11 protein-coding genes and 1 pseudogene are annotated in these 13,906 nt (G+C 69.5%); 6 read left to right on the top strand and 6 right to left on the bottom strand.

All coding sequences use genetic code 11. The annotated features are described in order from the left end of the window. Nucleotides 1-11: 11 nt before the first annotated feature. Nucleotides 12-1,061: a hypothetical protein gene (locus ACT3T9_RS13735; RefSeq protein ID WP_442331956.1), complete on the bottom strand. Its 1,050-nt coding sequence runs from the start codon at nucleotides 1,059-1,061 to the stop codon at nucleotides 12-14. Between the two features lie 812 nt (nucleotides 1,062-1,873). Here ACT3T9_RS13735 and ACT3T9_RS13740 point away from each other — a divergent pair. The 5 genes from ACT3T9_RS13740 (at nucleotide 1,874) to ACT3T9_RS13760 (ending at nucleotide 7,531) form a co-directional block, all read left to right on the top strand. Continuing rightward, the gene (locus ACT3T9_RS13740; RefSeq protein ID WP_444606782.1) at nucleotides 1,874-3,241 is read left to right on the top strand and encodes an aspartate kinase; all 1,368 of its coding nucleotides are present in this window, start codon (nucleotides 1,874-1,876) and stop codon (nucleotides 3,239-3,241) included. Beyond that, nucleotides 3,238-4,335 carry an aspartate-semialdehyde dehydrogenase gene (locus ACT3T9_RS13745; RefSeq protein ID WP_444606783.1) on the top strand — a complete coding sequence of 366 codons (1,098 nt, stop codon included), beginning with the start codon at nucleotides 3,238-3,240 and terminating at the stop codon, nucleotides 4,333-4,335. Before ACT3T9_RS13740 ends, ACT3T9_RS13745 begins: the two co-directional genes overlap by 4 nt. Nucleotides 4,336-4,356: 21 nt before the next feature. After that, nucleotides 4,357-5,232: a TetR/AcrR family transcriptional regulator gene (locus ACT3T9_RS13750; protein WP_444606784.1), complete on the top strand. Its 876-nt coding sequence runs from the start codon at nucleotides 4,357-4,359 to the stop codon at nucleotides 5,230-5,232. A 395-nt stretch (nucleotides 5,233-5,627) separates the two neighbouring features. Continuing rightward, complete coding sequence (locus ACT3T9_RS13755) at nucleotides 5,628-6,248, top strand: PRC-barrel domain-containing protein (RefSeq protein WP_444606785.1); 621 nt, start codon at nucleotides 5,628-5,630, stop codon at nucleotides 6,246-6,248. Continuing rightward, nucleotides 6,245-7,531 (top strand): glycosyltransferase family 4 protein, encoded by a 1,287-nt coding sequence (locus tag ACT3T9_RS13760; RefSeq protein WP_441445760.1) that lies wholly within the window; start codon nucleotides 6,245-6,247, stop codon nucleotides 7,529-7,531. Before ACT3T9_RS13755 ends, ACT3T9_RS13760 begins: the two co-directional genes overlap by 4 nt. Nucleotides 7,532-7,774: 243 nt before the next feature. On the opposite strand, the pseudogene ACT3T9_RS13765 reads toward ACT3T9_RS13760, so the two are convergent. Further along, a pseudogene (locus ACT3T9_RS13765) lies at nucleotides 7,775-8,257 on the bottom strand (KUP/HAK/KT family potassium transporter); the annotation flags it as partial. A gap of 6 nt (nucleotides 8,258-8,263) precedes the next feature. On the opposite strand from ACT3T9_RS13765, the gene ACT3T9_RS13770 reads away from it, so the two are divergent. Further along, a complete protein-coding gene (locus ACT3T9_RS13770; RefSeq protein ID WP_441445759.1) occupies nucleotides 8,264-9,568 on the top strand; it encodes an ROK family transcriptional regulator in 1,305 nt (434 codons plus the stop codon). Between the two features lie 87 nt (nucleotides 9,569-9,655). Here ACT3T9_RS13770 and ACT3T9_RS13775 read toward each other — a convergent pair whose 3' ends face one another. From ACT3T9_RS13775 to ACT3T9_RS13790, 4 genes are read right to left on the bottom strand one after another with little or no spacing between them, the layout of a single operon-like run. Beyond that, complete coding sequence (locus tag ACT3T9_RS13775) at nucleotides 9,656-10,729, bottom strand: ABC transporter ATP-binding protein (protein WP_441445758.1); 1,074 nt, start codon at nucleotides 10,727-10,729, stop codon at nucleotides 9,656-9,658. Beyond that, nucleotides 10,729-11,637, bottom strand: a complete 909-nt coding sequence (locus ACT3T9_RS13780) for a carbohydrate ABC transporter permease (protein WP_441445757.1) — start codon at nucleotides 11,635-11,637, stop codon at nucleotides 10,729-10,731. The genes ACT3T9_RS13775 and ACT3T9_RS13780 overlap by 1 nt, the downstream gene beginning before the upstream one ends. After that, nucleotides 11,634-12,548 (bottom strand): carbohydrate ABC transporter permease, encoded by a 915-nt coding sequence (locus tag ACT3T9_RS13785; RefSeq protein ID WP_441445756.1) that lies wholly within the window; start codon nucleotides 12,546-12,548, stop codon nucleotides 11,634-11,636. Before ACT3T9_RS13785 ends, ACT3T9_RS13780 begins: the two co-directional genes overlap by 4 nt. Nucleotides 12,549-12,552: 4 nt before the next feature. After that, on the bottom strand, nucleotides 12,553-13,902 hold the full coding sequence (locus ACT3T9_RS13790; protein ID WP_441445755.1) for an ABC transporter substrate-binding protein: 1,350 nt from the start codon (nucleotides 13,900-13,902) through the stop codon (nucleotides 12,553-12,555). Between the last annotated feature and the right edge of the window lie 4 nt (nucleotides 13,903-13,906).

Raw genomic sequence — 13,906 nt, forward strand, 5'->3', positions numbered from 1 at the left:
GGCTGGGCGACTCATCTGGCCGGACGGCTCGCGCGATCCGGTGATGGCGAGATGATCGGGGCCGAGCGCGAGGCGGGTCGTCGCTGGCGTGGGGCGCGTGGTGCGCTGGAGTCGGCGGTGGGGCGCCAGCCATGCTTCAGGAGCGCTTCCCGCATCCGCTGCAGCCCACGGCGGCACCCGTTGTGGAGGTCGACAGCGACCGACTGCACCTCGATCCAGCCATGCGCTTCCCGGAGCTCCCGACGCCTGATGTCTTTCTCCTGCTGCTCCTTCGTGCGGTGGGACGGCCCGTCATGCTCGACGCACACCTTCCACTCGGGCCAGGCCAGGTCCGGTTCGCCGAGGTCAACCCCATCGGTGAACTGGCGAACGTTCAGCTCGGGGGTGGGGAGCTGTGCTCGGCCCGCGGCGAGGCGAAGAGTCGTCTCGGCGGCGGAATCGCTGCCGATTCGAATCAGCGTGAGCGCCTCTCTCAGACGTGGCCTGCCGGTGCCGGGGTAGGCGAGTGTGGCATCGATGAGCTGGGCGGGCGTGGCGTAGGGCTCAAGACGGTTCTCCGCCCAGGCGCGCGGGATCCGCACCAGGTGGTCGCCGATCTTCACGAGCTGGTCGAGGGAGACCTCCTGAGCGAGATCGAGCCAGGTGCGAATCCGACTGGTGACTCTCAGGTCCGAGATCGTGACGATCTCCTCAGCGCGCAAGCGTTGCCGATTCCAACGCAGGAGCTTCGTGTCGCGATGGACGAGATCGCCGGCAGTCAGATGGACGGGGGTGATCTGCGGAGCCGCGTCCCATCTCTGCAGTGCCTGCGTCAACGGGAAGCCCCAGTGCCGTGCTGCGCTCTGACCTCTCGCCACGACCAGGGGGTCGCTGCGGGTCATCGCGGTCAGGAGCGCGAGCTCCGTGAGGTCGACGTCCGTGCGGGCGTAGATCCCGTAGCCCAGCCGGCGGAGATCATTCGCCCTCAGCCGATCCACGCTCACCCCAGCCTGCTTCGCCTCCGCCGCCGTGAACACGGCATACGGCAGCGATGGTGGCAGCGGGTAGGGGAGTCGGGGCATGGGCACATGCTCCGCCGCGCGGAGGCTCCTCCACCCCGTCATCCACAACCCCGAGGTCACTGCTCTGCCCACCGATCCTCCCCATGGAGGAGTTCTCTTTTCGGTGATCCTGGCGTCGAGGGAGGGTCGGGCGTTGCCCGAGAGCAGCCCTCGCGCCAGTGGGGCCCGTCCCGTCGCGCCAGTGGGGCCCGTCCCGTCGCGCCAGTGGGGCCCGTCCCGTCGCACCAGCGGGGCCCGTCCCGTCGCACCAGCGGGGCAAAGTAGGGGGATAGCGGAATCTATCGCCCAACTTTGCCCCGCTGGCGAGGTGGAGGTGCCCGGCGATGAGGTGGAGGGCCCGCTGGCGGGGTGGGGGGGCCCCGAGGACAGCACTCGTGAGCAGTACCCGTGAGCGGCGGAGAGTACGCCTCTGCCTGGCCTGGCCTGATCACGCCACGCCCGGGGGGATGTTGTGCTGGTCACGGGGCTGAATCGCGCTGACCAGGGGGCCTGTCTCGCATGCCGAGGTCACTGTGGCCAGGACCAGGCATTTTCGTAGACTGGGCGGCGGCTGGTGCCCGCTCGCAGGGTGCCCGGAGCCGCGTCGGGCGAGTGAAAGCACTGCCCATCGGCGCGGCGGAACGGGAACATTTCTGCGGTACCGATCCAGCCCAGGGCCCGCCCACCAGCGGTCCCACTCAGGGCCCGCCCACCTAGGGCAGGCCCGTCCAAGGCCCGCCCCACGGCAGGCCCGTCCAGGGCCCGCCCACGGCTGGCCCACCGCACCACCCGCATCACCCCGCCTGTCCTCCACCGCGTAAGGAACCTGCCTCATGAGCCTGGTCGTCCAGAAATTCGGAGGATCCTCCGTCGCTGACGCCGACTCGATCAAGCGTGTCGCGAAGCGCATCTCCCTCTACGCGAAGGCCGGCCACAAGGTGGTCGTCGTGGTCTCCGCGATGGGGGACACCACCGATGAGCTGATCGACCTCGCCGAGCAGGTGGCCCCGAATCCGCCGCCGCGCGAGATGGACATGCTGATCACGGCGGGGGAGCGGATCTCGATGGCGGTGCTGTCGATGGCGCTGAACAACGTCGACGTCACCGCCCGCGCCTACACCGGCTCGCAGGCCGGGCTGATCACCGATGGTGATCACGGCAGGGCGCAGATCCGCGACGTCACTCCGGGCCGGATACAGGAGGCCGTGGATGAGGGTGCGGTCGCGATCGTCGCCGGCTTCCAGGGCGTCTCGCACGATTCCAAGGAGATCACCACGCTGGGTCGTGGTGGCTCTGACGTGACCGCGGTGGCGCTCGCCGCAGCGCTGAACGCCGACGTCTGCGAGATCTACTCGGACGTGGACGGCGTGTTCTCGGCCGATCCGCGGATCGCCCCGTCGGCACGCCGGGTGCCGCTGATCTCCAGCGAGGAGATGCTGGAGATGGCGGCCAACGGCTCGAAGATCCTGATGGCCCGCAGCGTCGAGTACGCGCGCCGCTACGGGGTGCCGCTGCATGTGCGCTCCTCGTACTCGGGTCGTGTGGGGACGATCGTCGCCGACGATCCCGAGCGCGAGATCCCCCTCGACCCCGACGTCACCCTCCGTACCGCGGATGTCGTCCGACGCGACGCCGCCGACCCGACCAAGGAGCTCCCCATGGACGATTTCGCAGCAACGGGCCTCGAGGCGCCGATCATCTCGGGCGTCGCCCACGACAGCAGCGAAGGCAAGATCACCGTGGTCGAGGTGCCGGACCTCCCGGGCCGCGCCGCGATGCTGTTCGACGTGGTCGCCAGCTCCGGCGCGAACATCGACATGATCGTGCAGAACTCCTCGACCGTGGATGACACGGTCGCGATCTCCCTGACGCTCCCGGAGGCCGACGCCCCCGCGGCGCTGAAGGCCATCGAGGAGGCGCGCGAGGCGATCGGCTACACCGAGGTCCGCTACAACGACCAGATCGGCAAGGTCAGCATCGTCGGCGCCGGGATGCGTTCGCACCCGGGCGTCTCGGCGCTGCTGTTCCGCTCGCTCGGCGAGGCCGGCATCAACATCGACATGATCTCCACCTCGGAGATCCGCATCTCCGTCGTCACCGAGCAGGCTCGGCTGAACGACGCGGTGCGCGTGATCCACACGGCGTTCGGCCTCGACGCCGAGCAGACCGAGGCCGTGGTCTACGGAGGGACCGGACGATGAACACCAGCACCAGCACTCCCGACTTCACCCTCACCCCCGGCTATGCCGCCGACGGGCCCGTCATCGGCGTCGTCGGCGCGACCGGCCAGGTGGGCCGTGTGATGCTCACCCTGCTCGCCGATCGGGCGGTCAAGCACTCCGCGATCCGCGTGTTCGCGTCGGCCCGCAGCGCCGGCAAGACCGTCCAGTACGCCGGCCATGAGCTGACCGTCGAGAACGCCGAGACCGCGGACATCACCTCCGACGGCAACCGGCTCGACATCGCGATCTTCTCCGCCGGCGGCTCGACCTCCAAGGCCCTGGCCCCGCGTTACGCAGCGGCGGGCGCCACCGTGGTCGACAATTCCTCGGCCTACCGCCGTGATGACGAGGTGCCGCTGGTGGTCTCCGAGGTGAACCCGGAGGCGCTGGTGAACCCGCCGCGCGGGATCATCGCGAACCCGAACTGCACCACGATGGCCGCGATGCCCAGCCTGAAGGTTCTCCACGACGAGGCGGGCTTGGCCCGGTTGAAGGTCGCGACCTATCAGGCCGTCTCCGGCTCCGGGGTCGACGGTGTCGCGGAACTCGCTGGTCAGGTTCGCAAGGGCATCGGCGACGTCGAGAAGCTCGCGATCGACGGCTCGGCCGTGGACCTCGGCCAGCCGAGCATCTACGCCAAGCCCATCGCCTTCAACGTGGTCGCGCTCGCCGGGAACCTGGTGGACGACGGCTCCGGGGAGACCGACGAGGAGCAGAAGCTGCGCCATGAGTCCCGGAAGATCCTGGGACTGCCGGATCTCCCGGTCGCGGGCACCTGCGTGCGAGTGCCGGTGATGAGCGGTCACGCGCTCGCGATCCATGTCGAGTTCGATCGGCCGCTGTCGGCGGAGCGGGCGCGTGAGCTGCTCGCTGCGGCTCCTGGTGTGAACGTGGTCGAGCTGCCGAACCCGCTCGAGGCAGCCGGTCAGGATGGCACGTTCGTGGGCCGTATCCGCCAGGATCAGTCGGTGCCCGAGGACAAGGGCCTCGTGCTGTTCGCGGTGGCGGATAATCTCCGTAAGGGCGCTGCCCTGAACGCCATCCAGATCGCGGAGCTGATCGCTGCGCGCTGACATGACCAAGGAGAGACGTCGATGACCCTCGCTGCCACCAATGGCCCTCCCGGAGTGGGTGCCGGACCGGCGCCTCTTTCCGCCATGTTCTCCGACCGTGCAGGTGAGGAAGCTGCGGGCGGCGGATCCCTGTACCTCAGTGTGGATCCGCTGGCCCGCGCCCTGCGCACCCTCGACACGATCGCCGCCACCGAGCTGGGCATCGGCGAGGACCTGCGCGCGGTGATCGACGCTCCGGTGGGCACGCTCCCGCCGCCGGCGCCTCTGAGCGAGGAGACGGCCGACGCTCCGGGCGAGCCCTCGAGCGAGGCACCGGCGCCCGGGTCCTCACGCCGTGAGGCGATCCTCGACAGCGCCTCGGCCCTGTTCGCCGAGCGCGGCTATCACGGGGCGAGCCTGCGGGACATCTCGCGACGGGTGGGCATCTCGCACCCGGGGATGCTGCACCACTTCTCCTCGAAGGAGGTGCTGCTCGGGGCCGTGATCGATCGTCTCGAGGCGAGCGCGCAGGGCCTGCTGGATTCGGCCGACGCACTGCAGACCTCTCCGCAGTCGCTGATCGCGGCGCTGTCCGGCCCCTGGGATCCTCGGCAGCACTCGATGGCGCTGCTGGCCACGCTGTCGGCAGAGATCGTGAACCCGGATCATCCGGGCCGCTTCCGCATCGCCCGGCTGCGCCTGGTGCACGAGCATGTGCTGGAGCAGGCGCTGACGGGTCTGGCGGAGCACGGCCATCTGGTCGACGGCGCGGATCCGAAGATGCTGGCGCGCACGATCGTCTCGCTGCTGCTGAGCCTCGCGGTGCGGGAGCGCACCGTGCGCGAGCTGCAGAACCGGGCCGACGCGGACCCGATCCAGGACGTGCAGGCGCTGGTCCGCCGCTGGGTGGTCGGCTGACCCGCAGGCGCCTCAGCCCAGCGGCACCGACCTCCTGCCCCGCGCCTGCGCCCTGTTGCCGGCGCCTGCGCCACTTCGGCCCGCTCCTGTCCCACCTCTGCGCCACTTCTGTGCAACTTCTGCGCCGCAGACGACTGGTGCGGCCGCCCACACCGGTCCTCAGCGGCGCAGAAGTTCACGCTTCCGCGGGCAGGTCCGCGAGGGATGACGGTGCTGCGGCAGGATGCTGAGCGGTAACAATCTCGCCGGGACGTCGCGGCGGGAAGGGACCGGTCGGTAGACTCCCAGGTTGTGATCTCCTGCGGAAGAAATCGATGAGACCTGGAGCGACATCGGAGGACCCTGCCTCCGGTCCGGCAGACCCCCGGATTCCCGCGCCAGGGGCCGACTCTGCCGTGCGTGAGGGCGTCGCCCGGACGCAGGAAGGTGCCGCGGCGCTGGTGCCGGGAGGCCGACCCGAAGAGCGGGCCGCGACCGACGGTCCAGAGCGGACCAGCCAGGCCGAACGGCGCCTGCGCCTGCAGGGACTGGCAGGGATGACCGTGCTCGGCAGCGACGGGAAGACCGTGGGTCGCGTGCGCGACATCTACCAGCAGGACTCCGGTGGGAAGCTCGCCGCGATCACCGTGATGCCGCGTCAGCTGAGCGCTCGCAGCGTCCTGATCCCCTCGGCCGCGATCGCCGCCCTGCCCGCCGAACACCCGGCCGACGGCGCTGACCCGGCCGACGGCAATGACCCCGTCGACTCCGCCGGGCCCACTGACGCCGGGCCCGCTGACGCCGGCAACACTGACCCCGCCGACGGTGCCGAGGCCGCAGGCTCTCAGCCTGCGGACGTGGTGCGGCTGCGGATCGACACCGCCACCGCCACGTCCGGGCTGCGGCCTCCCGACACGGGTCACGCCACCCCGCAGATGCTGCGTGAGGCTGCGGAGGCCCTCGGGCTCGCCACCGATGATGCCGACGTCGACGCTCCTGCCACGCAAGGTGCCCGCAAGGCGGCCGAGGACGCATGAGACTGCTGCTGCTCACCCACTACTACGCCCCGGAGTTCGGGGCGCCGCAGCGACGCTGGTCGGCGCTCGTGCAGCGGTTCATCGCCGCGGGTCACAGGGTCACCGTCGCCGCCCCTGTGCCTCACTACCCGAGCGGGCGCCCCACGCCCACACAGCGCAGGATGCACCGGGTGGGCGGTGTCGAGGCCGGTCGGCACGGCGAGACGATCCTGCGCACCGCCTTCCTCCCGCACCGTGCGGACATCGCCTCCCGCACCGCTGATCACCTGATCGCGGCAGCGGATGCGCTGCGCCGGCTCCGGCACCGCTATTCCCGCCCCGGCACCCGACCCGACGTCATCATCGCCACCGCCCCGGCGATCCCCACCCTGATGGTGGGGCGCACGCTCGCGTCGCTGTGGGGTGTGCCCCTGGTGGTCGAGATGCGGGATGCGTGGCCGGATCTGGTCACCCACGTCGGCCCCGTCGGCGCGCTCAGTCCGGAGGCCGCGCACACCGTGCACACCAGCGCGCTGCGCCGCGCCCTGTCCTGGGCGGTGGCGCTGGCGAAGGGGGAGGTGCATGAGAAGGTGACCGGCTGGCAGAGCGGGGCCCGCGCCGTCGTCACCACCACCGGACGCTTCGCGGACGTCCTGCGGGAGCGCGGGGTGGGGGTGGTGCGCGTGGTGCGCAACGGCACCGACCTCTCCCTGGTCCGGCCGCAGCGCGACCATCTTCCCGGCGATCACCCGGAACTGCGGTGCCTGTACCTGGGGAACATGGGACGCTCCCAGGGCCTGGACACGGTGGTCCGCGCGGCTGCGGCGCTGCACGAGCAGGGCGTGGAGGTGCAGGTGCGGATGGTGGGGCACGGGGTCGAGGCGGCCGCCTTGGCGGCGCTGGCCTACGAGCTCGGCGCCCCGGTGGAGGTGATCCCCCGCATCCCGCACCGCGAGGTCGGAAACCAGTACGCCTGGGCGGACACCGTCATCGTGTCCCTGCGGGACTGGGCGCCGTTCGCCTGGACCGTCCCCTCCAAGCTCTACGAGATGCTCGCCACCGGCCGGCATATCACCGCGCTGCTGGATGGCGAGGCGGCCGACGTGGTCCGCGAGGCCGGCGCGGGGGATGTGCTCCCGCCGGAGGACGTCGAAGCGCTCACCGCGCTGTGGCGGGGGCTTGCTGCGGATCGCTCCCGCGCCGGCGTGCGCGCCAGCGGCCGGGACTGGGTCGCCGAGCATGCGGATGACGACGTGCTCGCCCGCCGCTACCTCGAGATCCTGCACCGCGTCGCCGGGGCCTGAGCCGCCTGCTCCGCTCCGCCAGCCTCGCCCCGCTCGCCGGGCACGGTTGCCCTGCCGAGCTTCCCTACAGCTCGGTCTCCGCGCCCAGCACCACGGTGCGGGTGGTGGGCAAGTGCAGCACCTGGGTGCGCTGGGCCGAGGCGCGATCCAGTTGCCGGAACAGGACATTCTGCCATCGGACATGCTGCGGTCCTGCCAGGGCTGGAGGCGCAGGATCGAGAGCACGTAGGTCGCCTCGTCGGTATCGAGATCGAGTTCGGGGACGTATGCCATGCGGTCCGAGGCGGCATCGCCCGGATGCTCGCGAGCAGCACGCCCGTGATGGGCGATCGCCATGCGCAGCGCGACGCGGATATCCTGCGGGTCGTGGAAGCCGACCTGGTAGGTGATGTGGACGACCCCGTCGGCCGCATTGCCCAGCACGTTGACCTGAACCCGGTCATCGCGGTGCACATGCGGGACGCCTAGGTGCTCGAGGGGCAGGATCACCACGTGCTCGTGCAGCACGTGGTGCAGCGCGGCGCCGATGCGCAGCGCGAGCGGCACCGTGGAGGGCTCGGGGTGCGGGTACACGGCCTGCCCCGGCACCCGGGGCAGCTCGCGGGCGGGTCCGGAGACAAAATCCGCGAGCGGACCCTCCATCGCGCGGCCGCGCGCACCCCGCGTGCCCACCACCAGCACGTTGGCCACCAGCCACGGCGGCACGTCGCGCTCAGCGCATACCATGAACCCATGATGTCGCAGGGCAGGCCTTCGCCCGAGGCCAGGCGCGGGAGCCGCCGAGCAGAGCCGGTGGGACACGCCGCGATGCGCTCCGCCAATCTCAGCGTGCTGCTGCGACACCTCCGCGAGAACGGCGGGCGCTCCCGGGCCACACTCGCCCAGGAGACCGGGATCTCCAAGGCCTCGGTGACCTCGCTGGTCGGTGACCTCGTCGAGCGCGGGCTGGTGCAAGAGGGGCAGGTCGAGCGCCTAGGCACCGTGGGCCGTCCCGGCACCGAGGTGCGCATCGACCCGGACCATGTGGCGGGGATCGGGCTCGAGCTCAACGTCGACTACCTCGCCGTCAGCCTGCGCGATCTCGCCGGGCAGGCGCGGTTCACCTCGTCGGTCCCCACGCCCCACATTGTCGATCGCTCGGCGACTGATGGAAGGTCCTATCCGCCCGGTCCCGTCATGGACCTCGTCGCGGAGCAGCTACGCGGGGCCCTTGAGGCCGCAGCGCGTGAGGGCCTCTGGGTCGTCGGGGCCACCATCGCCCCACCCGGGCCTATCGACTACGAGGGCGCGACCGTGCGCGTCGCGACGAACCTGGGTTGGACGGATGTACCGGTCGGCGAGGAGCTCGCGGCGCGGCTCGGTGCCGACCATCCGGTGATCGCCCTGGAGAACGACGCGAAGCTGTCCGCCCTCGCCGAGGCGCCGCGTCTCGCCCGGCGCGGCATCACGGACCTGATCTACTTGACCGGCGACATGGGCGTCGGTGCGGGCATCATCGCGGAGGGCCGGCTGATCCGCGGCTGGTCCGGCTTCTCCGGCGAGGTGGGGCACATCGGCCTGGATCCGGCAGGAGAGCGGTGCCGGTGCGGGCGACGCGGCTGCTGGGAGACCATGGTCGGCTTCGACACCGTCCTCGCGGCCCTCGACCCGGAGGACCCCGCCCGGTCCGGGCGCCTGCCGATGCACGAGCGGCTCGAGCGGATCCGCTTCCTGCTCGACGCCGGGGATCCGCGCCTGCAAGATCGTTTCACGAGCCTCGCGATGGATCTCGCTCGCGGCGCCGGGGTGCTGGTGGACGTGCTGAACCCGCAGGCGATCGTGCTCGGCGGATATTTCGGCTACTTCGCGGACCTGCTCGTCCGCCCCGTGCAGGCCGCTCTAGACCAGCGTCTGCTCGCCGCGGACGGGCGGGTCGAGGTGAGCGGCTCCGTGCTCGGGCTGGAGGCGGCGGCGGCCGGGGGCGCGGCGGTGGCGCTCGAGCGGGTGCTCGAGGATCCGCTGCTGGCCCCGCCCGTGACGGTGGCCGCCAGGATCTGACCGGTATTCCGCAGCTGCAAGTCACCCGGTGGGCACCGCTCTGTAGAGTGCGCTGCACAAGGGCAGCCCGGCACGTCCCGGTGCCCGTCAGATCCTGCTTCCCGTCCCCGCATCGAAAACATGGGGTTCGGCTCCGCGCGCGTTCAGGTGCACGTAACTTCCCGGGGTCAACGTCGAGAATCCGGGCTCGCGCACGATGAACACCCCGTCGGCGATGCGCACCATGACATCGGTGGCATTGCCCAAGGGTTCGACCACGAGGATGCTGCCGTCGTGGTCCTCCTCCGAGCCGGGGGTGAGAGTGCATTCGGTGGGCCGCAGCCCCAGTCGCACCGAGGTGCGGTCACCCAGTTCGGCGTCGGGCACGTCAATCTCGAGGGAAGTTCCTGCCAGGCGCACCCGATGGGCTCCCGCAACGGTCGCGTCGAAGATGTTCATCCGCGGCTTGCCCACGAATCCGGCCACGAACTCCGTCGCCGGCGTCCGGTAGATCTCGGTGGGCGTCCCGTACTGCTCCAGGCGCCCGGAGCTCATGACCGCGATGTAGTCCGAGAGGCTCATCGCCTCCTCCTGATCGTGAGTGACATAGACGCTCGTGGCACCGATGTCGGCATGCAGCAGCTTGAGCTCGGCACGGGTCTTGTCCCGCAGCAGCGCATCCAGGTTGGACAGCGGCTCGTCGAAGAGCAGCACGCCGGGCCGACGGGCGATGGCACGTGCGAGAGCCACCCGCTGGCGCTGCCCGCCCGAGAGCGCCTTCGGGCGACGCCGCAGGTGGTTCTCGAGTTCGAGCTTCGTGGCGGCCTCGAGCACCCGCTGCTCAATCTCGACCTTGGGCATCTTGCGCATCTTCAGACCGAAGGCGATGTTGTCCGCCACGGACAGGTGCGGGTAGAGCGCGTAGTCTTGGAAGACGAACGCGAGGTCGCGCTTGTGCGGCTCGAGATCCTCGACAGCCCGGCCATCGACCACGATGGACCCGTCCGTGACGGATTCGAGGCCGGCGATCATGTTCAGCGTCGTGGACTTCCCGCAGCCGGAGGGGCCCAGCAGCGAGACGAAGCTGCCGTCCGGGATCGTGTAGGTCAGGTGCTCGACCGCATAGCGGTCATCCTTTGGGGAGTACTTCTTGCTGACCCCTTGCAGTTCAATCTGAGCCATCAGCCCTTCACTGCTCCTTCGGTGATTCCTTGGACGATCCACTTCTGGGCGACGAGCGCCAGCACCAGCACCGGCAGCGCGGTGATCACACCGGCGGTCGCCGCCGCGGTGTAGTCCATGGCGAAGAGGCCCTGGAACGCGGCGGTGCGTACGGGGAGAAGCGGAGTGTTGTTCGAGGTGAGGACCTTCGCGAGGAAGAAGTCGCTCCATGCGGTGATGAACGCGAAGATCGAGGTGGCGGCGAAACCGGGGCCGGAGAGCGGCAGCACGACGCGGCGCACGATGCCGAGCCGGGTGCATCCGTCGATCCGTGCGGCCTTCTCCAGGTTGATCGGGATCGACTCGAAGAAGCTGACCATCATCCAGATCACCAGCGGCAGGATGAACGCCGTGTAGGTGAGGATCATGCCGAGCATCGAGTCGTAGAGGCCGAATGCCCGCAGCAGCACGAACAGCGGCACAGCCAGCACCACGGCCGGGATCGCCTGCACGGCCATCATCCCCAGCAGCAGCGTCTGCTGCCCCCGGAACCGGAACCGGGCGAAGACGTACGCGCACAGCGAGCCGAGCGCCATGCAGATCAGAGTGGTCACCGTCGCCACGATCAGCGAATTGCGGATCGGGATCACGAACGAGCTGTCTGACAGCAGACCGACGTAGCTCGCGAGCGTGAGGTCCGTAGGGGAAAAATCCATGCGGTCGGAACGCAGGTTGCTCGAGGGGAAGATGCTGTAGATGACCATCCAGCCGAACGGAACGGCGAGGTAGAGGATCAGCAGTCCCACGAGCGCCCGGTGGAACACCGTCCCGGCCAGACCCCGTCGACGGGGAGCGGGGTGACGGGCACGGGAGGGGGTCGCCTTGCCTCCCGGCGGGGTGACGGGTGCAGCAGACGCAGCGGTGGTCACGATGCCTTCTCCTTTCGTTGGCCGAGCACCAGGATCCAGAAGATCGTCACTGCGATGACGATGCCCATGATGGTGATCGACATGGCGGCGCCGTATCCGCGATCCAGGTAGCTGAACGTGGTCAGGTACGCGAGGAAGTTGATCGTCGTGGTTGCCTCGGCGGGCCCGCCGGAACCGCCGGTGAGCACGTAGATCGTGTCGAACACCTTGATTGACCACATCGACTGCACGATGAAGAGGAACATCAGCGTGCCTCGCAGATTTGGCAGGGTCACCCTCCAGAACTGGGCCCAGCCGCCGGCACCGTCGATGGCCGCGGCCCGGTAGATGTTCGAGGGGATCGCCTGCATCGAGGCGATGGTCATCAATGCGAGGAACGGAGTGAGCTTCCAGACCTCGGAGAAGATGAGCACGCCCATGATCAGCTGCGGGTCAGCCAGCCATTGGATCGGGACGTCGATGACGCCGATTCCCGTAAGAGCCGCGTTGGCGACCCCGTAGGTGCCATCGAAGATCAGCTTCCACATGATGCCGTTGACGACCGGCGGCACCGCCCACGGCACCAGCAGCAGGACCCGAGCGATGTTTCGGCCGCGGAAGGGGTGCTGCAGCAGTCGGGCGATGGCGACCGCGAGGGCGACGCCGCCGAAGACCGTGAACAGGGAGAAGACGAATGTCCGTCCGAGGGCTTCACGGAAGTTGTCGTCGATCGCGAGCTGCGCGTAATTCCACAGCCCGACGAACTGGGTGGCCCCGGGCATCTTGTCGTTCAGCTGATACAGCGACAGCATCACCGCGTACAGCAGCGGGTAGAGGAACAGGGCTCCGATGGTGAGCACGGCGGGGGAGGCCGCAAGGATCGCGAATCTGCGGTCCCCGCGCTCCCCGGCTGTGAGTTTGCGGCGGCTCATGCATTCATCCCATGTACTTCTCGACGATCGGCAGCAGCTCCTCCTGCGCGGTCTTCAGCGCGTCGGCCGGCTCGGCCTCCTGGTTCATGGCGCGGAAGACCTGCACCGAGAGCAGCTGGTCGAGCTCGTTGGACCACGGGGTGCCGTAGCGCTGGATGGGGTACTCGGTGGCCTGCTTGAAGGTCTCCACGACCGGCAGGGCCTCGAGGGTCGCAGGGTCGTCGAGCGTCGTCTGGGAGACGGGGAACCACCCCTCCTGTTCGACGATCTCCTTCTGGGCGGTGGCGCCGGAGGCGAACTGCAGCCACTTCAGGGCGGCCTGCTTGTTCTGGGAGAAGGTGCTGATCGCGTACCCCTCGGAGCCGTCGATGGAGGCCGAGCGGATGTTGATCCCCGGGATCAGACCGTTCCCGGTGGTCTGCGAGGAGGTCACCGCACCTTCGGCGGTCGCCGAGGCCCACTGGAAGGGCCAGTTGAAGACCGCGGAGGTGCGGCCCTGGGAGAAGACCTCGATGAGGTCGGAGGCGTTGGTGATCTGCAGCGAGGCGGGGTCCATCACCTTGTGCAGGTGCAGGAGCTCGACCATCTTCGTGAGCCCCTCGATGCCCGCGTCGCTGTCCAGCTGCGGGGTCCAGTTCTCGTCGTACAGCTCGCCACCGGCCAGAAGCAGCGACCGCAGGAAGTTCTGGTAGGCGCCGGCCGGGTTGCCGATGTCGCAGCAATAGCCGAAGCGGCCGTCCACCGTGGTGGCCTTCGCCGCCTCGACGAACTCGTCCCAGTTCTCGGGGACGGTGTCGGGGTCGAGGCCCGCCGCGGCGTAGTGCTCCTTGTTCCAGAACATGGTCTGGACGCTCGCGAACTTCGGCAGGCCGTAGACCTTCGAGTCCCAGGAGACGGCGTCCAGCGCGGGCCGGATGAGGTCCTCGGGGATCGCCTCGGGGGCGAGTTCCTGCAACCAGTCGGCCTGGCCGAACTCGGCGGACCAGCCGGCCCAGGTCATGACGACGTCGATCGACGCATCCTGTGCGGCGAATGCCGTGGCGAAGCGATCGTGCAGGTCATTGAAGTTGGCCATCTCGTAGTTCTTCACCACGATGCCGGTCTCTTCCTGGAACGTCTCGATCAGCCCCTCCTTGAACACCAGGTTGGTGTTGTCGTCGAGGATCGAGATCTCGACGCCTTCGAGGGAGGAGTCATCGGGGGCGAGGGCGCCGTCGGCCGACGAGGAGCCGTCGCCCCCGCCGGTGGCGGGATCCGAACCCGGTGGAACACAGGCGGCGAGGCCGAGCGCGCCGACGGCTGCGCCGGCTCCGAGCACGCTGCGTCGGGATGTGAGGCGGGGAGTGTGGGACATGTGG

Source organism: Brachybacterium sp. AOP29-B2-41 (genome assembly GCF_052378395.1).
Classification (GTDB): Bacteria; Actinomycetota; Actinomycetes; order Actinomycetales; family Dermabacteraceae; genus Brachybacterium.